This window comes from uncultured Amnibacterium sp., from assembly GCF_964245895.1.
Lineage (GTDB): Bacteria > Actinomycetota > Actinomycetes > Actinomycetales > Microbacteriaceae > Amnibacterium.
This window is the reverse complement of the sequence record NZ_CAXTOQ010000057.1, coordinates 1-18,790: the sequence shown is the minus strand read 5'-3', so window position 1 is coordinate 18,790 and position 18,790 is coordinate 1. Positions and strand designations below refer to the sequence as shown.

At 71.1% G+C, this 18,790-nt stretch carries 19 protein-coding genes and 1 pseudogene; 11 read left to right on the top strand and 9 right to left on the bottom strand.

The features are described 5' to 3' along the window. The 3 genes from ACFE60_RS09780 to ACFE60_RS09770 all read right to left on the bottom strand — a co-directional run. Nucleotides 1–400: MFS transporter (locus ACFE60_RS09780; protein WP_375388665.1), on the bottom strand; the 400-nt coding region annotated here is incomplete at its 3' end. A 127-nt stretch (nucleotides 401–527) separates the two neighbouring features. Beyond that, nucleotides 528–1,505 (bottom strand): LysR family transcriptional regulator, encoded by a 978-nt coding sequence (locus ACFE60_RS09775; RefSeq protein WP_375388664.1) that lies wholly within the window; start codon nucleotides 1,503–1,505, stop codon nucleotides 528–530. Nucleotides 1,506–1,538: 33 nt separating this feature from the next. Continuing rightward, entirely contained in the window at nucleotides 1,539–2,075 is a 537-nt protein-coding gene (locus tag ACFE60_RS09770) for an NADPH-dependent FMN reductase (RefSeq protein WP_375388663.1), read from the bottom strand. A 198-nt stretch (nucleotides 2,076–2,273) separates the two neighbouring features. Here ACFE60_RS09770 and ACFE60_RS09765 point away from each other — a divergent pair. After that, nucleotides 2,274–2,504, top strand: a pseudogene (locus ACFE60_RS09765) (3,4-dihydroxyphenylacetate 2,3-dioxygenase); the annotation flags it as partial. Between the two features lie 70 nt (nucleotides 2,505–2,574). Next, nucleotides 2,575–3,222 (top strand): NAD(P)-dependent oxidoreductase, encoded by a 648-nt coding sequence (locus ACFE60_RS09760; protein ID WP_375388662.1) that lies wholly within the window; start codon nucleotides 2,575–2,577, stop codon nucleotides 3,220–3,222. A 486-nt stretch (nucleotides 3,223–3,708) separates the two neighbouring features. Here ACFE60_RS09760 and ACFE60_RS09755 read toward each other — a convergent pair whose 3' ends face one another. Next, nucleotides 3,709–4,719, bottom strand: coding sequence for a LacI family DNA-binding transcriptional regulator (locus ACFE60_RS09755; RefSeq protein ID WP_375388661.1), 1,011 nt, complete (start codon nucleotides 4,717–4,719; stop codon nucleotides 3,709–3,711). Between the two features lie 220 nt (nucleotides 4,720–4,939). On the opposite strand from ACFE60_RS09755, the gene ACFE60_RS09750 reads away from it, so the two are divergent. Genes ACFE60_RS09750 through ACFE60_RS09735 form a run of 4 tightly spaced genes read left to right on the top strand, consistent with a single transcriptional unit; the run spans nucleotide 4,940 to nucleotide 9,547 of the window. Further along, on the top strand, nucleotides 4,940–6,304 hold the full coding sequence (locus ACFE60_RS09750; RefSeq protein WP_375388660.1) for an ABC transporter substrate-binding protein: 1,365 nt from the start codon (nucleotides 4,940–4,942) through the stop codon (nucleotides 6,302–6,304). After that, nucleotides 6,304–7,254, top strand: coding sequence for a carbohydrate ABC transporter permease (locus ACFE60_RS09745; protein WP_375388659.1), 951 nt, complete (start codon nucleotides 6,304–6,306; stop codon nucleotides 7,252–7,254). The genes ACFE60_RS09750 and ACFE60_RS09745 overlap by 1 nt, the downstream gene beginning before the upstream one ends. Beyond that, nucleotides 7,251–8,105: a carbohydrate ABC transporter permease gene (locus ACFE60_RS09740; protein ID WP_375388658.1), complete on the top strand. Its 855-nt coding sequence runs from the start codon at nucleotides 7,251–7,253 to the stop codon at nucleotides 8,103–8,105. Before ACFE60_RS09745 ends, ACFE60_RS09740 begins: the two co-directional genes overlap by 4 nt. Then, complete coding sequence (locus ACFE60_RS09735; RefSeq protein ID WP_375388657.1) at nucleotides 8,102–9,547, top strand: glycoside hydrolase family 32 protein; 1,446 nt, start codon at nucleotides 8,102–8,104, stop codon at nucleotides 9,545–9,547. Before ACFE60_RS09740 ends, ACFE60_RS09735 begins: the two co-directional genes overlap by 4 nt. A gap of 146 nt (nucleotides 9,548–9,693) precedes the next feature. Here the strand turns inward: ACFE60_RS09735 and ACFE60_RS09730 are convergent, their stop codons facing one another. Next, entirely contained in the window at nucleotides 9,694–10,128 is a 435-nt protein-coding gene (locus ACFE60_RS09730) for a nuclear transport factor 2 family protein (RefSeq protein WP_375388656.1), read from the bottom strand. A gap of 84 nt (nucleotides 10,129–10,212) precedes the next feature. Between ACFE60_RS09730 and ACFE60_RS09725 the strand changes: the two genes are divergently transcribed. Continuing rightward, entirely contained in the window at nucleotides 10,213–10,842 is a 630-nt protein-coding gene (locus tag ACFE60_RS09725; protein WP_375388655.1) for a TetR/AcrR family transcriptional regulator, read from the top strand. Nucleotides 10,843–11,095: 253 nt separating this feature from the next. On the opposite strand, the gene ACFE60_RS09720 is transcribed toward ACFE60_RS09725, so the two are convergent. Next, complete coding sequence (locus tag ACFE60_RS09720) at nucleotides 11,096–11,449, bottom strand: winged helix-turn-helix transcriptional regulator (protein WP_375388654.1); 354 nt, start codon at nucleotides 11,447–11,449, stop codon at nucleotides 11,096–11,098. 138 nt (nucleotides 11,450–11,587) lie between these two features. Here ACFE60_RS09720 and ACFE60_RS09715 point away from each other — a divergent pair, with 138 nt between their 5' ends. Together ACFE60_RS09715 and ACFE60_RS09710 are read left to right on the top strand one after the other, a co-directional pair. Further along, nucleotides 11,588–12,004: a DUF3224 domain-containing protein gene (locus ACFE60_RS09715; protein WP_375388653.1), complete on the top strand. Its 417-nt coding sequence runs from the start codon at nucleotides 11,588–11,590 to the stop codon at nucleotides 12,002–12,004. After that, on the top strand, nucleotides 12,001–12,738 hold the full coding sequence (locus ACFE60_RS09710) for an SDR family oxidoreductase (RefSeq protein WP_375388652.1): 738 nt from the start codon (nucleotides 12,001–12,003) through the stop codon (nucleotides 12,736–12,738). Before ACFE60_RS09715 ends, ACFE60_RS09710 begins: the two co-directional genes overlap by 4 nt. A 3-nt stretch (nucleotides 12,739–12,741) precedes the next feature. Here the strand turns inward: ACFE60_RS09710 and ACFE60_RS09705 are convergent, their stop codons facing one another. From ACFE60_RS09705 to ACFE60_RS09695, 3 genes are all read right to left on the bottom strand, one after another. Beyond that, nucleotides 12,742–13,761: a family 43 glycosylhydrolase gene (locus tag ACFE60_RS09705; protein WP_375388651.1), complete on the bottom strand. Its 1,020-nt coding sequence runs from the start codon at nucleotides 13,759–13,761 to the stop codon at nucleotides 12,742–12,744. Then, nucleotides 13,758–15,629: a glycoside hydrolase family 2 protein gene (locus ACFE60_RS09700; protein WP_375388650.1), complete on the bottom strand. Its 1,872-nt coding sequence runs from the start codon at nucleotides 15,627–15,629 to the stop codon at nucleotides 13,758–13,760. The genes ACFE60_RS09705 and ACFE60_RS09700 overlap by 4 nt, the downstream gene beginning before the upstream one ends. A 71-nt stretch (nucleotides 15,630–15,700) precedes the next feature. Next, on the bottom strand, nucleotides 15,701–16,717 hold the full coding sequence (locus tag ACFE60_RS09695) for a LacI family DNA-binding transcriptional regulator (RefSeq protein ID WP_375388649.1): 1,017 nt from the start codon (nucleotides 16,715–16,717) through the stop codon (nucleotides 15,701–15,703). A gap of 191 nt (nucleotides 16,718–16,908) precedes the next feature. Between ACFE60_RS09695 and ACFE60_RS09690 the strand changes: the two genes are divergently transcribed. Continuing rightward, nucleotides 16,909–18,222 (top strand): ABC transporter substrate-binding protein, encoded by a 1,314-nt coding sequence (locus ACFE60_RS09690; protein WP_375388648.1) that lies wholly within the window; start codon nucleotides 16,909–16,911, stop codon nucleotides 18,220–18,222. Continuing rightward, a partial coding sequence (locus tag ACFE60_RS09685) for a carbohydrate ABC transporter permease (protein ID WP_375388647.1) occupies nucleotides 18,215–18,790 on the top strand: 576 nt, incomplete at its 3' end. The genes ACFE60_RS09690 and ACFE60_RS09685, both read left to right, overlap by 8 nt.

The window sequence follows — 18,790 nt, the reverse complement described above, 5'->3', positions numbered from 1 at the left end:
CCGACAGCCCGATGAGGTCCGTGCTGAGCCCCATGATCACGAGCCCGATCACGCCGAGGACGGTCGCGCCGAGCAGCCAGGGGCGCCGCATCCCGAAGCGGGAGGTGGTGCGGTCGGACAGGCGACCCGCGAACGGGTTCGCGACGAGTCCGAAGATGGACGTCGCACCGACGACCACCGCGAGCGCGCCGCCGGGGTTCTCCGGCGCGAGCAGCTGCACCTTCAGCTGCAGCGTGAAGATGAACGGCGTGAAGAACGCGAACCAGACGCCGAGGTTCGTGAGCGCGAGGAGGGCGATGAAGCCCCCGCCCCCGGTCGCTCCCGTCTCGGCGGCCTCGGCCGCGGACGGGGTGTCGGCGGGCGCGATGCCCGGGGATCGGTCGTGGGGCTGAGTCGTCATTGATCGCTCCGGTCGGGGGTGGCGACCGTGGCCCGGGCCGCACCGCGCCAGCATCGTCGCCGGGCCGGAGGGCGGGAACCGCCAATCCACGATCGGCGCATCAGCGAACTGGATGCGCCCGAGCCCGTCAGCCCGCGGCGGGGACGGTCGCGGGAGGCGCCGTCTCCAGCGCGGCCGGCGTCGAGCGCCCGATCTCCTTGAACAGCCGGCGGAGCCACTGGTGCGCGGCGTCGTGGGTGTGCCGGGGGTGCCAGTACAGGTGCATGCTCATCTGCACCGCCTCGTACGGGCACGGCAGCCAGCGCAGCCGGGGGTCGACGATCAGCAGCTTGGCCAGCTGCGCGGGCACGAGCGCGATCCGGTCGGTGCCGAGCAGGAACCAGGGCAGCGCCAGGAAGCTGTCGACCATGCAGTCGGGGTGCGCCTGGACGCCGAGCATCTGCAGCTGCACGATCGCGGGCCGCGGCGCCTGCCGGGTCTGGTGGGTGAACACCCACGGCAGGGTGTCGAGGTCCTCGAGCGTGAGCGCGTCGCCGACGCGGGAGTTGTCCGCGGACAGCAGGCACACCCAGTGGTCCTTCAGCACCTGCAGGCTCGGCAGGCCCGGGAACGCGCCGGGCGGCATCACCATGCCGTCGCACGCGTCGAGCATGTGCAGCTGCTCCCCGGGCTCCTCCGGGCCGCCCGGGTCGTTCACGGACGCCTGCCGGAACCGGAAGAACACGCCGGGCGCCTCCCGGTCTGCCGCTGCCCGCAGCGCGGGTCCGAGCGTCGCCGCGGCGTGGTCCGAGCTGCGGATCTCGAACTCGCGCGTCGCGAGGGCGGGGTCGAAGACGGAGTCGGTCGAGAACACCTTCCGGACCGAGTCGAGCGCGGTCGCGACGTTCTCGCTGAGCCCGACCGCGAGCGGGGTGAGCGAGTAGGTGTTCCCGGTGCGGGTGAGCAGCTCGTCGTTGAAGTGGATCCGCAGCCGGCGGAGCGCCAGGCTCATCGACGGCTGGCTGAAGCCCAGCTGCGCCGCCGCCTTGGAGACGCTCCGCTCCCGCAGCACCGCGTTCAGGGAGACGAGGAGGTTCAGATCCAGTCCGGCCAGCTTGTCGATCACGTTCGGATGATAAGGACTCGACATCCCGTGCCGTCACGCCTGAGGGCGGATCCCCTGCAGCTCGGCCGAGCCGTCGATCGCGCGGGCGAGCGCGACCAGCGCACGGCCCTGCGCCTGCGCTTCGGCCGAGGTCTGCTCGGTGGGTGCGCCGTCGACGAAGCCGTCCCCGGCCACGTACAGGCCGGGGCTCAGCACGTGCGCGGCGAAGAACCCGGCGAGGACGCTGCGCAGGCCGTCGAGGGCGAGGTAGTGGTGGGTGGTCGCGCCCGTCATCACCAGGCCGACGGCGCGCGCGGTGATCGGCTGCGTCTGCTCGCCCCAGAAGCCCCGGGGGAGCCGGTCGAGGAACTCCTTCATCGGCGCCGCGGGAGCGGCCCGGTACGCGGGCGCGCCGAGCACGAACGCGTCGTGCTCGTGCGCGGCGCGCACCGCCGCGTCGATCCCCTCCGAGAGCTCCACGACGGTCGTCGCGGCGCCGGCCGACCGGGCGCCGTCGAGCACCGCGTCCAGCACCAGCCGCGTCCGTCCCGCGCCGCGCGGCGAGCCGTCGATCGCGAGGATCGAGGTCATGCGCTCGCCGTCCCCGTTGCCGCCAGGCGGCTGCGCGCTGCTGACCGGTGCTGCATGACGGTCCTTCCGTGCGGTCCAGGTCGACCGCGGTCGTGGTCCCCCACGGACAGCATCCCCTGCATGCCGGGGGAGGAGGAACGTCCGATCCTCGATGCGCGCATCCGCGTGCCGGATGGCGGGGCGGCGTTCCGGAGGTCGGTCGTCACCTGGGACGTGCACGACAACCAGCGGCGCGACTGGTGGGGCAACCCGGTCGTGCCGAGCTGGTACACCGAGTCCTCCCTCGTGCTCGACCTCGACGGCATCCCGCAGCCGCGGATCGCGCGCACCCAGCCGACCGAGATGGCCGTCACCATCGGCGCCGACGGATTCTCCTACACTCGCGCCGACGACGCCGTCGCGGGCTTCACGGTGGGCAGCGGGCTGTGACCGCGCGTCCCCGCGATCGGACAGGGCGCCGGACTCGTCGTCCGGCACCGCAAGGAGAGGGAGGACCTCGATGACCAGGATCACCGTGCTCGGCGGGACGGGCTACACCGGAGCGAACCTCCTGCGCGCGGCGGTCGCGCGCGGGCACGACGTCACCTCGTACAGCCGGAACCCGCCGGAGGCGCCGATCGACGGCGTGCGGTACGAGACCGGTTCCCTGTCGGACGAGGGGGTGCGCACCGCCGCCGTCCAGGGGGCCGACGTCGTGGTCGGCGCGCTGTCCGCCAAGGCGGGGCTCGGCGGCGACATCGCGGCCGTGTACGGGCGGATCGCGGAGGCGGCCGCGGCCGCCGGTGCCCGGCTCGGCGTCGTCGGCGGGTACAGCTCGCTGCGGCCCGCCTCCGGCGCCCCGCGGTTCTCCGAGGGCGACGACCTGCCGCCGCAGTTCGCGGCGGAGGCGAAGGCGATGGCCGCGGTCGTCGACCTGCTGCAGGCGGAGGCGCCTGCAGGGCTGGACTGGTTCTTCATCAGCCCGGCGATGGTCTACGGCGCCTTCGCGCCCGGCGAGCGCATCGGCTCCTACCGCCTGGGCGACGACGTGGCGCTGCAGCGCGACGGCGGTCCGACGACGATCTCGGGCGCCGACTTCGCCGACGCGGTCCTCGACGAGATCGAGACCCCGACCCACCACCGCGCGCACTTCTCCGCGGCGCAGTGAGGCAAGCGGCGATCGCAGCGGCCGTCCGGCGATCGGCGCTCGACGACCCGTCGAGGAACCCCACCGACCTCGAGCTGCCATGTGGGTGGCGGGCTCGGCACACGGGAGGTGGGCCGACCGATCACGACGCAAGCCGGGCGAGGGCGCGCCACCACGACGGCGACCGCCCGGTCCTGCTGCCCCGTCGGTTCGGCGATGGGCCGACTGCGCCAGCTCGTACATGTGCGTCGTCGCCGACGGGCCGCCCGAAGACGAAGTGCTCCGGTGAGGGCCAGGTGAACCGCCGCGCGTCGACCTGGCGACGAAAGGACGATCCGGAGCACGTCGCCATCGATCAGGGCTTCCGGTCATCATCCCCTGATCGGACCGCCACGACGCTCGAACGGGTGCGTGGGCGTCGAGACCATGACGGCGGTGCCGACCAGTCGGGTCGGACGGACTCATCCGTGCGATGGAACGGTTCTGCTTCCCGGCTGTGCCGCCGCGTCACCGTCTCGCCGCATCGTCCTCTCGCGGCGCGGCGAGGGACTCCCGGAGGACGAGGTTGCAGGGCACCAGGATCTGCTTGGGCTGCACGTCCGGCTCGTCGAGGATGATCGAGCCGGCGCGAGCGCCCATCAGAAGATGGGGGAGCGCGACCGTCGTGAGCGAGGGCCGCAGCTGGTCGGCGACGTCCGGCTGGTCGTCGAAACCGACGATGCTCACGTCGCGAGGGCACTCCATGCCGAGTGCGTGCAGCGCGAGCAGAGCACCGATGGCCATGCGGTCGTTGCCGCAGACCAGCGCGGTCGGGTGGTGCCCACGGAAGATCTGGGTGGTCAGGTCGTACCCGGCCCCGATCGAGTAGTTCCCGCTGACCTGCACGAGGTCGTCGGGGTCCAGGCCCGCCGACCTCGCGGCGTCCCAGAACCCCTGGCGCCGCTTGCCCCACGCGTACTCGCCGGTCTCGCCGCCGAGGAACACCACGTCGCGGTGCCCCCGGTCGAACGCCGCTTTCGCAGCCGCACGTCCGCCGCCGTACTCGTCGGCCAGGATCACCGTGCTGTCCCGGTCCTGCTCCGGCCAGCAGTTCACGAAGACGGTCGGCGTCGCCCGCAGCAGCGCGGACACGTGGACGGCGCGGGGGATGAAGGAGGAGTAGACGATGCACGCCACACCCTGGTCGAGCATGTTCGCGACCGCAGCGTCCCCCTCCTCCGGGTCGCCGGTCGTATCGACGGCCATGCAGACGTAGTCGGCCGGCTGCACCACGTTCTGCAGGCCCTGCACGATCCGGCCCGCGTAGGGCGAGACGATCCCGTTCGTCACGATCCCGACGGTCATCGGCCGCTGGGACCGCAGCGCCTGCGCGGTGCGATTCGGGCGGAAGTCCAGCTCGGCGGCGGCGGCGAGCACCCGCTGCCGCGTCTCCTCGGCGACTACGACGTCCCGGCGATCGTTCAGCACGAAGGACACCGTGGTCTGCGAGACGCCGGCGCGCTTCGCGACGTCGACCATCGTGACCCGACGCTCTGGACCTGCTGCGGAGTTGAGCCTCATCACGCCTCCCCCGGAACAGTGTGGCGCATCCGGTATCGACGCGGACCCAATACGTATTGCTTCCCGAAGGAGTGCGCTGCTACCGTCACGCCCAATACGTATTGGACGTACGCAGCAAGTCGCTCAGAGAGGAGCACGGATGTCGTTCCCGAATCCTGCGCTGGACCGCAGGACCGTCTTGAGGCTCGGAGGCACCGGGCTCGGCGTCGCCGGACTCGCATCACTCGCCGCGTGCGCGCCTGCCGGTTCCGGCAGCGACGGCGGCACGCTGAAGATGCTCTACTTCGGCGACCAGAAGTCGGCGACCGCCCTGCAGCAGCGGCTGCAGCCGGCGGTCACGAAGCTCGACAAGAAGTCGAAGCTGGTGGTCACCGGCATCAACGGCACGGACTGGAATGACTTCATCGCGAAGGTCCTGACCCAGATCGCCGCCGGTTCGCCGCCCGACATCATCAGCGTCGCGACCGAGGGCCTCCAGCTGATGGCGTCGAAGGACCTCGCCATCCCGCTCGACGACTACGTCAAGCGGGACATGAAGACCCTGAAGGGCGACTACTTCGACGACGTTCACCCGTCGCTCATCGAGTCGATGATGTACCAGGGGCACCTGTACGAGCTGACCGGCGACTTCAACGCCGGGAACATGTATTACAGCACGGACCTCTTCGAGAAGGCCGGCCTCGACGCGCCTGCGGCCGACTGGACGCTGGACGACTTCGAGGCCGCGGCGACCAAGATCGCCAAGGTATCGGGGAACGTGAACGCGTTCGACTGGGTCGTCCGCCTCTGGGGCAGCTGGACGTCGTTCATGTACGCCAACGAGGCGAACCTCGTCGAGGAGGGCAAGTACTCCGGCGGCGACTGGCTCTGGAGCAGCGCGTACGCGGGGGACCCCGCAGCGCAGGGCCGCAGCGGCGGCTGGAAGTGGGGCCAGCCGACGGCGAACGCCGCCGGCACCGTGGAGGCGCTCGACTACATGATCGAGCTGAAGAAGAAGATGCTGGCGCCGTCACCGGACGTCGGCGGCGGTCAGACGCTTCAGGGTCTCTTCTCGTCCGGCCGCATCGGCATGGCGATCGGCGGCGGCTTCTGGGCCGGCGGTCTGTACAACGCCGGCATGAAGAACGGCAGCTTCGACGTGCAGCTGTTCCCGAAGTGGAAGAGCCAGCGCCACCTCTTCGGCAATGGCGGCTACGGCATCCTGAACTCGTCCAAGCAGAAGGACCTCGCCTGGGAGGTGCTGAAGCTGCTCGTCGCGCCGTCCTCCTTCGACATCATCTCTCCGGGGAACGTCACGACCCCGGCGCGCAAGTCGTTGATGACCGCGGAGCGATACGCGGAGACCGGCCCGAAGAACTGGGACATCTTCTACAAGACGCTGACCGACCATCCCGACACGGCCCCGATCCCCGCGCCGCCCTACTACAACGCGATGGCGACCGCGCTGAACCGGCGGACGACCCAGGCCATGTCGTCGGGCAGTGCCAAGTCCGCGCTGGACGGGCTGCAGGCCGACCTCGAAGCGGCTGCGAAGTCGGTCTGATGGTCGTCACCTCGCTCGACGCCGCTCCCGGGAAGGCGCTCGTCGGACGACGGCGCTCTCCCGGGGCCCGGCGGACGAAGCGGCAGGAAGGGCTCTTCGGCTACGGCATGATCGGCCTCTCCGTCGCGTTCGTCACCGTGTTCACGGCGATCCCGATCCTCGCCTCCCTCGGGCTCTCCTTCTTCTCCTGGGACGTCATCAGCCCGCCGAAGTTCGTCGGCATCGCGAACTACCAGCGTCTGGTGGCGGACGGCGCGGTCGTCCAGTCGTTCGGGGTGACCGTCGGACTGGCGGTCGCGATCGTCGTGCTGCAGCTCGGCGTCGGCCTCGTCCTGGCCGTCCTGGTGAACGGGCTGCGGAGGAACGGGGCGCGCACCTTCTTCCGGACCGTGTTCTACCTGCCGCTGCTCGCCTCGACGGCGTCGGTCGCGATCTTCATGGGGTACCTGTTCGACGCGAAGTTCGGCGTGATCAACTACTACCTCGGGCTGCTGAGCATCCCGAACGTGCCATGGCTGACCTCGCCGCTCGGCGCCGACATCACCATCGTGCTCGTGACGGTCTGGCAGCAGAGCGGCTTCACGTTCGTGCTGTTCGTCGCAGCACTGATGTCGGTGCCGACGGACGTGCTCGAAGCCGCGTCGATCGACGGGGCCGGCCCGCTCCGGACGCTGTTCCGCATCAAGATTCCGCTGATCAGCCCGACGATCCTGTTCGCAGCGGTGGTGGCCCTGATCAACGCGATGCAGCTGTTCGATCAGCCGTACATCATGACGAAGGGCGGCCCGGGCTCGGCGACGACGACGACCACCGTGGTGATGTACCAGACCGCGTTCCAGAACCTGCAGTTCGGCTACGGGTCCGCGATCGCGATCGTCCTCCTCCTGGTGATCCTCGCGATCACCGGCCTTCAGTTCCTCGCAGCGCGAAAGCTGGTGTTCTACCAATGACCATCGCCCCCGCCCGGTCGGGCGCTCCCGGAACGAGACGGATCGCCTCGGTGGCGCTCGTCGTCGTTCTGATCCTGATGGCGATGTTCGCCTTCGGCCCGCTGCTCTGGACCCTCACGACCTCGCTCCGCACACCGGCGGAGGCGTTCACGAACCCGCCGCAGTGGCTGCCGCTGTCGCCGGACTTCGGGAACTACGCGAAGGTCTTCGACCAGATCCCGATCGGGACCTTCTTCGTCAACAGCGTCATCGTGACCGGGCTGATCGTCGTCGGCCAGACGATCACCTGCACGCTCTCCGGCTACGCCTTCGCGCTCATCCGGTTCCCCGGACGGGGCGTCATCTTCGGGGCCTTCCTGGCCACGATGATGGTCCCGCTGCAGACGATCATCATCCCGGTGTTCGTCATCGTGCGGTACCTCGGGCTGTCCGACAGCCCGATGTCCTTGGTCGTGCCGGCGCTCGGCAGCGCGTTCGGCACGTTCCTTATGCGGCAGTACTTCCTGCAGATGCCTCCGGAGCTGGGCGAGGCCGCCCGCATCGACGGCTGCAGCCAGTTCCAGGTCTTCAGCAGGGTGTACGCGCGCATGGCGGCACCTGCGGTCGCGACCCTGGCGATCCTGAACTTCTCGGGGTTCTGGGCCGAGTTCTACCGGCCGCTGATCTTCTTGCAGTCGCAGCCGAACTTCACGCTGCCGCTCGGGCTGGTCGGGCTGCAGGGCAACCTCGGCACCGGGAGCATCTCTGTGGTCCTCGCCGGCGTGATCCTGGCGATGCTGCCGAGCGTCCTGCTCTTCATCTTCGCCCAGCGGTACTTCATCGAGGGCATCACCGCGGGCTCCTTCCGTTGACTCGGATCGGACGGCATGGTGCCGCGGACCATCTGCGTCCGCGGTTCCATGTCCGACCCGCAGTCGGTTACGTCAACGACCCCAACGGGCCCGTCGTCGTCGGCGGGGTGACGCACCTCTACTTCCAGTCCCGCGCGACCACCGAGATGGAGGATCCGGTGCGGTGGGGTCACGTGACCACCACCGACCTCGTGCGCTGGCACGAGCAGCCGACCGCGATGAGGCCCGGACGCACGGGCGCGCTCGACGCAGACGGCTGCTGGTCGGGGAACACCGTCATCGACCCGCGCGGTCACGTGAGGGCCTTCTACTCGGGGTTCCGACGGGATCGGCGCTACCAGTCGGTCCTGACGGCGGCGTCCGCCGACGGCGGGACGACGTTCGGTTCAGTCGTTCCCGCGGTCCCCGATCCCGGCAGCTCATCGGGGATCGAGCACTTCCGAGACCCGTTCGTCTGGCGCAGCAGGAGGAGCGGTCGCTGGCGGATGGTCGTCGGTGCCGGCCATCTCGACGGCAGGGCCTCCGCGCAGCTGTACGGGTCGGCCGACCTCGTCGAGTGGACGCATCTGGGCGCCCTGCTCACGTTCCCGCGAACCCGCGTCGGCGATGTCGACACGGGCGCGATGTGGGAGTGCCCCCAGGTCGTCGAGGTCGATGGCGACGAGCACCTCCTGATCGGCGCCTGGTCGACTACGGAGGGCACGATGCGGACGTACGCGATCCGCACCGATCGCGCCGAGCCACGCCTCCAGGACTTCCGGCCCATCGACGACGGACCGGACTTCTACGCCCCATCGGTCCTTCGGTCCAGCACGGTCGGCCCGGTGCTGTTCGGCTGGGCCCGTGAGGCCCGCTCGTCGGACTGGGCCGACGAGGACGGCTGGTCGGGCGTGCTCACCCTCCCTCGAGTCGTCTCCACCGACCCCGCGGGCGGGCTCCGCTACTTCCCGGTCCCCGCCTTCGACACGTTGCGGGCAGGACCCGGCCGGACGCTGGGGCGCGGCGTCGGGCACCAGGTCGACGCCCAGTGCGAGGCAGCGGTCGTCGCCGCGCCCGGGCGGACGGTGCTGCTGACTCTGCGGTTCGGCCCGAAGGAGCGGCTGACGATCGAGGTCGACCACCAGCGGAACGCGGTGATCATCGATCGCGACGAGGCGAGCGTCGACCCGCGGGCGGCGGGGGGCGTGACGGTGCTGCCGGACGCGTTCGACGACTCCACCGGTCTACCCGACGCCCGCGTGCTCGTCGACGGTTCGATCGTCGAGGTGTTCACGAGCGGCGGCCGTGCCGCCACCCTCCGCTGCTACCCCCGCGCAGCTCCGCCGTGGTCGATCGAGGTCGGGGCGAACGAGGGCTCCGCGATCGTCTGGGCTCTCGACCCCGACGGGCCGCAGTCGACGCAGGCCCACGCCGAGCGCCGGCAGCCGGCCACCTGGCCGTGAGCACGCCGACGGTCGCCCTCGTCGGATGGGGCGATCGCGCGTCTCCGGATCTCAGCAGCGACGTCCAGCGGGCGGTCCGGCGGACCTCCTGATCGACGCGCGGAACCGCGGGAGCGCGCCCGTGCGGGTCCTGCCCGCCACGTCGGTCAGCTGCTGATCAGCGACTTGCCGAATCGCAGGTCGATGGACTGGATGACCCAGCCGTCCGCGGTTCGCGTGTAGGTCAGGTTCTCGCGCTGGAAGACCTCGTTGCCGGTGATCCCGACCCAGAGCAGGAAGGTCGCCGACGCGGTGTCGCCGTCGAGGCGGATCACCGGGTTGGTGAAGCTGTGCATGGCGAAGTCGAGCCCCTCGGGTGCTGCCGAGAGGTGCTCGACGATCTCCGCCTGGCCGCGCCACGTCACGTCCGTGGCGGTGGAGTACCAGGTCGCGTCCTCGGCGAAGAGGGTCTGCAGGGTCGCGGTGTCGGGCTGCGACCCCTCCAGACCGAAGTCGACGCTGGTGCCGTACAGCGCGGTGAGGTGCTGGATCGCAGCGAGATCCTCGAGACGTCGGATCCGGTCCTCGAGCGAGTCGGTCATGGTGCACCCTTTCTCTGCTGCCCGAGCGAGCAGCGATGTAAGCAGTATCTTACATCTGCTTGCGAGGAGCACCTGGGGAGGCGCATGGTCCGGGGCTACCACCACGGCGATCTCCCCGCGGCCCTCGTCGCGGCGGCGATCGACGAGCTCGCCGAGGGCGGACTCGCCGGCTTCTCGGTCGCGAAGGTCGCGAAACGGGTCGGCGTCTCGCCCGGTGCTCCGTACCGTCACTTCCGCGATCGGGACGAGCTGCTGGTCGCGGTCGCGGTGGAGTCGACGGAGGCGATGGTGCAGCGGCTGCGGGAGGCGGTGCTCGACGCCGGTCCGGATACGGCTCTGCGATTCGCTGCGACCGCGGGCGCGTACACCCGATTCGTGCTGGACCGCGGTGTCGGCATGGAGCTCACCTTCGCGCCGCAGTTCCGCGGAGCGCGGTCGATCCCGCTGGCCGAGCGGAGCCGCGCGCTGATGGACCTCCTGCTCCCGCTCGCGCACGACGCCGTGGCCGGTGCCTCCTGGACCGAGGCCCTGAACCTGCTCGAGGCGCATCTCGCGATCGGGGAGGGCTTCGCCGCGCTGCAGCGTCGCGGCGGCCTGTCCCTGCTGCACCTCTCCGACGACGCCGTCGCGGCGCGCGCGACGCAGGCGTCGCTGACCCTGATCCGCGGCGCGCGCGCGGCGGCCACCGAGGTGCACGGCCGACGGACGAGGTGACCGGAGCGTGCGGCGCCGGCGCCCCAGAACGTCATCGGCGATCCGGCCCGCGTGCTCATGACGGATCCGGGCTCGGTACGTGTCCGGCACGGGCCGCGGGGCTCCGTGATCACCCAGCGGCGACCGGACCGGTCAGTGGCCGGCGCTGAGCTCGATCGGCAGCTGGCCGCCCGATCGTGACCCACGCCGAGGCGCGGGCAGTCCTCCACCGCGCGGTGGAGGCGAGTGCCCCGTCGGTGCGGCGACGGGCCGGCTACGCCAGCTCGTACATGTGCTCGACGGCCCACGCGCAGAGGCCGGCGAGGACGGGACTGAGGCTGCGGCCCGTGTCGGTCAGGCGGTAGTCGACCCGGGGCGGGATCTCGTTGTGGTCGTGGCGCGAGACGAGGTGGTTCGACTCGAGGTCGCGCAGCGTCCGGGTGAGGGCCTTCTGGGAGATGCCGCCCACGCGGCGGAGCAGCTGCCCGTTGCGATGCGCTCCCTCGGCGAGCGCGGCCAGGACCAGGATCGCCCACTTGTCGCCGATGAGCTCGATCACGGCGCGGGAGGGGCACTCCGCATCGAGGGGATCCGGTGTCCAGTCGGCGGGCTTGCGATCCAGCGGCATGACGGCGTCCTCGCGATCCGGTCGATGGTCGCAGCGTACCCCGGGGGTAGGGACAGGGATGTCCGTACTTGCCGGTTCGATCCCGGGGCCGGACGATGACCACGGGCCGTGACGGCACGGTCCATCAGGAGGTGCAGGATGACGGAGCAGACCGTTCACGCGGAGGGGACGATCGAGGTCTCCCGCTGGGAGCCGGCGGCGTTCGACGAGATCGAGGGCGGATCGTCGCTCGTGCAGATCGACGTCGCCGAGAGCCTGACGGGCGACCTCGTCGGGCAGGGTGCGGCCCGGATGCTGCAGGTGCTCCGCCCGGACGGATCGGCGACCTTCTGCGCCGTGGAGCGGATCACCGGCGTGCTCGCCGGCCGTCACGGCACGTTCGTCCTCCAGGACACGGGCGTGCTCGGCGCCTCCGGCGACGTCTCGGGCACGTGGTCCGTGGTACCCGGCTCCGGCACCGGTCGGCTCGCCGGCCTCCGCGGCGACGGCGGCTTCAGCGCCGTCCTCGGCTCGCACGCGACCTTCACGCTCGACTACCGGTTCGAGGAGGGGTGACGCTCGACGGATCGGTCGCCGTGGTGACGGGAGCGGCGACCGGCATCGGCCGGGGGATCGCCCTCGCGCTCGCCGCGGCCGGTGCTGCCGTCGTGGTGGACCATCGGAGCGACGCCGAGCAGGCGGACGCGGTCGTCCGGTCGATCCGCGAGTCGGGAGGCAGGGCCTCCGCGTTCCGGGCCGACATCGGCGTGCGAGCCGAGCACCGAGCCCTGATCGACTTCACCCTCGACACCTTCGGGCGGTGGGACGTGCTGGTCGCCAACGCGGCGTGGGCGCCGACGAAGCCGCTGCGAGACTTCTCCGAGGAGGAGATCGACGCCGTGCTCGCGGTCAACGTCAAGGGGCTGATCTGGGGCCTGCAGCTCGCGGACGCCCTGATGTCGGACGGCGGGCGGATCGTGGCGATCTCGAGCTCGACGACGGGCCTGCAGCTGCCGGGCTACTCGGTGTACGACTCCACGAAGGGGGCGATGGACCAGCTCGTGCGGATCTTCGCCCACGAGGTCGGCGACCGCGGCATCCGCGTGAACGCGCTCGCCCCAGGGGCGACGGCGACGGAGACCTACGCGGCCGGGCGCGGCGAGGAGCTCGTCCGAAGGTTCTCCGCGATGTCGGCCTTCGACCGTCTCGGGAGCGTGGAGGAGATCGCCGACGTCGCGGTGTTCCTCGCCTCCGCCGAGTCCCGCTGGATCACCGGCCAGGTCGTCCGCGTCAACGGCGGCACCGTCTGACCGTCACCGCCTGCTCGGGATCGCCTGGGCGACGTCGTCGCCGACGGGCCGCCCGAAGACGGGTGCGCCGGTGAGGGACCAGGTGAACCGCTGCGCGTCGATCTGCCGATCCCAGCCCGCGCCCCGGTACCGCGCGACGTGGTAGACCATCCAGTCCTCGGTGCCGTCGGGCGACTTCACGAACGAGCCGTGCCCCGGGCTCGTCGCCTCGTCGTCGGAGGCGAAGACGGGCACGGGGGACTTCTGCCACGTCCTGGGCGAGAGCAGGTCGTCGCTCGTCGCGGTGAGCATGCCGTAGCCGTAGTGGTCCGTCCAGCTGCCGCTCGCCGAGTAGACGATGCGGAGCACGCCGTCGTGGATCAGGGCTTGCGGCCCTTCCTCGATCGGGGCGCCGTGACGTTCGAACGGGCGCGTGGGCGTCGAGAGCCGGACGCCGGTGCCGACGAGGCGGGTCGGGCTGCTCATCCGGGCGATGTAGAGGTCCTGCTGCCCGTCCGAACCCCCTGGCCATCCCGACCACACGAAGTAGTCGATGCCGTGCCAGCGGAAGCGGGTGCCGTCGATCGCCCAGCGGTCCGCGGCGTCCGTGACCGCTCCGGCGTTCGTGAACGCGCCCTGGGGGTCGTCCGTCGCCGATTCGAGCGCGAACATCCGATGGTTCGCGTTGTCCCCGTCGCAGGTCGTCGCGGCGTAGTACACGAACCAGCGCGAGCCGATCCGATGCAGCTCAGGAGCCCAGAGGTCCGCGCAGGCCGGTCCCGACGTCGGGAAGGTCCAGATCCGCTCCGCGGTCCCGGACGCGATCCCGACGAGGTCGTCCCTCGGCGACCGGGTCACCCAGATGCCGCCGTCGCGGCTCTCGACCAGGTAGTAGCCGTGATGCCACCGCACGACGTACGGGTCCGCGCCGGCGCCCTTGATGGGGTTCTGGAAGGTCGCCGGGTTGCAGCCCGCGAGGGCGAGCAGGGTCGTCGCGACGATCAGCGCCGCGACCAGGACCCGTGCGGCGGCACGCGGCGTCACCGCGGAGCCGCGTCGGCACCCGCACGCGCGGCGGGGATCCCCGTGATGATCCCGCGGATCACTGCGACCGGCAGCTTCGGCTCGCGATCCTCGGTGAGCAGCCCGTTCGCCTCCTGCAGCGTGTCAGTCAGCTGCGTGTAGCAGAAGCCGGCGAGCAGCTCGCTGCCGCGCACCGCGTCCAGCAGCCCGGTCAGCCGCGTCCGGAAGTCGTCGGCGGACACGGCCGCGGAGTAGCCCCAGGCGTCGTCGGCCGCGCCGTCCGGGGTGTACCGGATGCCGCCGAACTCCGTCAGCATCATCGGCGCGTCCTCGGCCTGTCCGTCGCCGACCACGAGGCGCCGGCCGGCGGGCCCGATCCCGGCGAGCAGGCGTGCGCGGGCATCCGGGGCGCCGTAGCGGCGCCGCATCACCTCCGGACGGTCCTCGTAGTCGTGGATGCTCAGGATGTCGGAGTCGACGTGCTCCCAGCCGTCGTTGGAGATCACGGGCCTGGTCGGGTCGATCGCCCGGGTGAGGCTCGTCAGCGCACGGGCGTACGACTGCATGGCGGGGGAGGCCGCGATGTGCTGCACGCCCCAGCTCTCGTTGAGCGGCACCCAGGTGACGATCGACGGATGCGACCGGTCGCGGTCGAGCACCTCGAGCCACTCGCGGGTCATCCGGGAGACCGCGGTCGGCGAGAAGTCGTACGCGCCTGGGGTCTCGGACCACACCATCAGCCCCAGCCGGTCGGCCCAGTACAGGAACCGCGGGTCCTCGAACTTCTGGTGCAGGCGCGCGGCGTTGAACCCGAGGTCCTTGATCAGCCGCACCTCCGCCTCGATGGCGGCCCCGGACGGCGCCGCCAGATGGCTCGAGGGCCAGTAGCCCTGCTCGAGCACGGACCGGATCAGGACGTCCCGGTCGTTCAGCAGGAACCGGCCGCCGGCCACCGCCGTGCTGCGGAGCCCGAGGTACGACGACACCGCGTCGGGGTCGCCGGCCGGCCCGGCGAGCACGACCGTGGCGTCGACCAGCCGTGGGTGGTCGGGGGACCACAGCAGATCCTCGTAGCCCTGCCCGTTCTCCTGGTCCGGCAGGCTCACGACCGCCGAGAAGCGGTCGCGGCCGACCGGCACCACGAGCGCGCCGAGCCGCCTGCCGTCGTGCTCGAGCACGATCGTGCAGGTCGTGCCGGGCAGCGGCGGACGGGTCAGGCCGACCTCCACCCGCACGGTGGCGGCCGGCAGGTCGGCGGTCCAGTGCAGGGAGGCGACGGCGACCTCCGGAACGGCCTCGAGCCACACCGGCTGCCAGATGCCCGTGGTGCGGTGGTACCAGATGACGTGCGGGTCTGCGTGCCAGTCCTGCTTGCCGCGGGGCTGGCCGGTGTCGAGCGGGTCGTCCTCCACCCGGACGACCAGGGAGAAGCGGTCGCCGGTGCGCACCGCGTCGCCGATCTCGAAGGAGAACGGCGTGTGCCCGCCCTCGTGACGGCCGATCAGGCGGCCGTCGAGCCACACCTCCGCGCGGTAGTCGACCGCGCCGAAGTGCAGCAGCAGGCCGCCCCGCCGCGACGCGAAGCCCGCCGCCGAGAGGTCTTGCGCGGTCAGCTCCCGGCGGTACCAGACGACCCGGTGGAAGCCGGTGTCGGCGATCCCCGAGCGGGTCGACTCGGGCGGGAACGGCACCTCGATCCACCGCTCGGCCACGCCGAGCTCCGCCTGCTCCTGCCACAGGGCCGCGCGGCCGGCGTCCTCGTCGTCGAAGGCGAAGCCCCACGGTCCGCTGAGGTCGGCCCAGTCGCGGCGGAGCAGCTGCGGGCGCGGGCGCGCACCCCCGACCTGGGAGGCGCGAGGGAGGTCGGTGACCGCGTCGTCGAACTGCATCCCTCGAGTCTGCCCGATGTTCCAGCGCTGGAAAGACGATGGCGCCTGACCGAGCGAGGGGCGCCGGGGCCTCAGCGCGGTCGCGCGGGCGCGCTCTCCCGCGTCACGAGCGAGAACGACACGAGCCGATGCCGGCCGAGCCCGTCGAAGCCGGCGATGCGCTCCTCGAGCAGGTCGAGGGCCGTGCGCGACAGCTCGAGCGTGTCCGGCGCCACCGAGGTGAGCGTGGGATGGGTGAACGACGCCATCGAGATGTCGTCCCACCCGACGATCGCGACGTCCTCCGGCACCCGGAGCCCGCGCTCCTGCAGCGCCCGGAGCGCGCCGATCGCGGCGAGGTCGTCGCGGCACACGAGGCCGTCGAAGCGCAGGCCCTCGTCGAGCGCCGCGCCGAGCGAGGCGCTCGCACCCCGCGCCGAGATCTCCAGCGACGGGATGAGCAGCGCCATGTCGAGCGGCAGGTCCGCCTCCTCGAGCCCCCGCTGGTACCCCATCAGCCGCAGCCTCGACGTGGGGGAGGGGGAGTCGATCTCGTGACCGAAGAAGGCGATCCTGGAGCGTCCGAGGCCCGCCAGATGTGCGGTGGCGCGGGTCGCGGCCTCCACGTTGTCGATCATCACGCGGTCGAGGCTGAGCGGTGCGGGGCCTTCCCCGAGCAGCACCACGGGCACGTCCGCCCGGTGCTGCGCGAGCTCGAGCCCGGAGATCACCGACGGCTGGAACAGGACGCCGTCGACCAGGCCCGCCTCGGTGCTCGAGACCACGGCGCGCTCCTCCTCGATCGTCCCGTCGGTCTGCTCGAGCAGCAGGCGGTACCCGCGCCTGCCCGCCTCCGCGGAGAGCACCCGGGCCAGCTCGGCGAAGTACGGCAGGCTGACGTCGGCGAAGGCGAGCGCCAGCAGCCCGGTCCGGCCGGTCGCGAGCCCCCGTCCCATCGCGTTGGGGCGGTAGCCGAGCACGTCGATCGACCGCTGCACCCGCTCGCGCATCTTCTCGCTGACGTGCGGGAAGTCGTTGATCACGTTCGACACGGTCTTCATCGAGACGCCCGCGTGCCGCGCGACGTCCTCGAGCCGGACCCTGGCCATCCTGCTCCCTCGCGCGCAGCGGCCGCACCGTCCTTCGGGGGCTCGGGAGCGACTGTATCGGCCGGGTCAACGGGTTGACACTGATTTTCCAGCGCTGTAATTTCTCCGGCTGGCTGCCCGGCTCGTCGCCTGCGTCGGCCGAACTCCGCTGGACACGGGTCCCGTGGTCGTCACTCGAAGGAGAGCACCAGATGAAGAAGGGTCTCGCTCGTCGCGCGTTCGCAGCAGCGGTCGCGGTCGGCGTGGGGGTGAGCCTGGCCGCGTGCAGCGGTTCCGGCGGAACGAGCGGAGGGGACGCGGTCAGATCGGGCGCCTACACGGGCCCGAAGGTCACCGTCACGTTCTGGAACGGCTGGACCGGCGGCAGCCAGCAGACGATCCTCGCCGACCTCGTCAAGCAGTTCAACGCGTCGCACAAGAACATCGTCGTGAACCCGGTCGGCATGCAGTGGGCCGACATCAGCGCGAAGATGCCGCTCGCCATCAAGGCGGGCAAGGGGCCGGACCTGACGGTGGCGCACGGCGACGACATCGCCACCTACGCCGCGCAGGGGCTGCTGCTGAAGGCGGACGCGACGGCGAAGGAGCTCGGCTACACGGCCGCCGACTTCCCGAAGGGGCTCTACGAGCACGGCGCCTACCAGGGGTCGCAGTACGGCATCCCGTGGAGCGTCACCCCGCTCGGCCTCTACGCCAACAAGGACGTCCTGAAGAAGGCGGGCCTCAGCACCACCGTGCCGGCCACCGAGGCGGAGTACACGACGGCGCTCGACACGCTGAAGAGCAAGGGCGTGCAGGGGGAGTGGGTGGACGGCTACGTCTTCACCGGCACCTTCCAGTTCGAGTCGCTGCTCTGGCAGTTCGGCGGCGACCTCTTCGACAAGGACGTCACGAAGGCGACGTTCAACTCCGAGGCGGGTCAGAAGGCCCTGCAGTGGATGGTCGACCACGTCAGCAAGGGCTACAGCCCGGCGAAGGTGGCGCAGGACGGCAACATCAACGCGCTGATCGCCGGGAAGACCGCGTTCAACTGGAACGGGATCTGGCAGACGAGCAACACCGCGCTGCTGAAGGACGACTGGACGGCCGCGCCGGTGCCGCAGATCGGCACCGAGAAGGCCGTGTGGTCGAGCTCGACCGACTGGGCGTTCGTCAACAACAAGGGCCAGGACGCGAACAGGACCCAGGCGGCCGCGAACTTCGTGCAGTGGATGAACGAGCACTCGCAGGTCTGGGCCGGCGGCGGGGAGCTGCCCGCGGCGAACACCGTCCGCGACGATCCCGCGCTGGTGAAGAAGTACCCGAATCTCGCGCCGTTCCTCGAGGAGATGGAGTACGCGCACTTCGAGACGACCTCGCCCGGCATCCCGAACGCGGAGGCGACCATCACGGTCGCGCTGAACAACGCGCTCCTCGGCAAGCAGTCCGTCAAGGACGCGCTGGACACGCAGGCGGCGAAGGCCGATCAGCTGCTCCAGCAGAACAAGCAGCAATACGGTGGTTGACGCGAACCTCGCGCCCGTGGCCCCCCGGATCCAGCGATCCGGGGGGCCTTCGGGTCGCCGCGCCACCGGTCGCCGCGCCCTGACCGCCTACCTCTTCCTGGCGCCGTTCCTGGTCCTGTTCCTGGTGTTCGTGGTCGCGCCGGCGGTCTGGGGCGTCTGGATCAGCCTCCACTCGTGGAACCCCCTGCTGCCGGTGCACCGCTGGCTCGGCCTGCAGAACTACACCGACCTGTTCACCCCGGGATCGATCACCTCCGGCGACTTCTGGCAGAGCATGGGAGCCACCGCGATCTTCACGGTCGCGAGCGTCCCGTTCCTCGTCGTCGTGCCGCTGCTGATCGCGGTGCTGCTGAACCAGCGGATCCGGGCGGGGGCGCTGTTCCGCGGCATCTTCTTCGCCCCGTACGTGCTCGGCGTCGCCGTCGTCGGCGTCGCCTGGCGGTACCTGCTCGACCCGCAGAACGGCGTGCTGAACAACCTGCTGGCGCTGGTCGGCCTGCCGAGCGACACCCCGTGGACGGTGGACGTGCCGTGGGCCTGGATCTCGCTCGTCGGCATCACCGTCTGG

What these genes read in the sequence shown, in the direction of transcription:
- ACFE60_RS09770 (WP_375388663.1), bottom strand. Translation starts at nt 2,075, where the DNA reads ATGACCTCGATCCTCGCGATCGACGGCTCGCCGCGCGGCGCGGGACGG.
- ACFE60_RS09760 (WP_375388662.1), top strand. Translation starts at nt 2,575, where the DNA reads ATGACCAGGATCACCGTGCTCGGCGGGACGGGCTACACCGGAGCGAAC.
- ACFE60_RS09755 (WP_375388661.1), bottom strand. Translation starts at nt 4,719, where the DNA reads ATGGTCGACGTCGCGAAGCGCGCCGGCGTCTCGCAGACCACGGTGTCC.
- ACFE60_RS09745 (WP_375388659.1), top strand. Translation starts at nt 6,304, where the DNA reads ATGGTCGTCACCTCGCTCGACGCCGCTCCCGGGAAGGCGCTCGTCGGA.
- ACFE60_RS09740 (WP_375388658.1), top strand. Translation starts at nt 7,251, where the DNA reads ATGACCATCGCCCCCGCCCGGTCGGGCGCTCCCGGAACGAGACGGATC.
- ACFE60_RS09730 (WP_375388656.1), bottom strand. Translation starts at nt 10,128, where the DNA reads ATGACCGACTCGCTCGAGGACCGGATCCGACGTCTCGAGGATCTCGCT.
- ACFE60_RS09725 (WP_375388655.1), top strand. Translation starts at nt 10,213, where the DNA reads ATGGTCCGGGGCTACCACCACGGCGATCTCCCCGCGGCCCTCGTCGCG.
- ACFE60_RS09720 (WP_375388654.1), bottom strand. Translation starts at nt 11,449, where the DNA reads ATGCCGCTGGATCGCAAGCCCGCCGACTGGACACCGGATCCCCTCGAT.
- ACFE60_RS09715 (WP_375388653.1), top strand. Translation starts at nt 11,588, where the DNA reads ATGACGGAGCAGACCGTTCACGCGGAGGGGACGATCGAGGTCTCCCGC.
- ACFE60_RS09700 (WP_375388650.1), bottom strand. Translation starts at nt 15,629, where the DNA reads ATGCAGTTCGACGACGCGGTCACCGACCTCCCTCGCGCCTCCCAGGTC.
- ACFE60_RS09695 (WP_375388649.1), bottom strand. Translation starts at nt 16,717, where the DNA reads ATGGCCAGGGTCCGGCTCGAGGACGTCGCGCGGCACGCGGGCGTCTCG.
- ACFE60_RS09690 (WP_375388648.1), top strand. Translation starts at nt 16,909, where the DNA reads ATGAAGAAGGGTCTCGCTCGTCGCGCGTTCGCAGCAGCGGTCGCGGTC.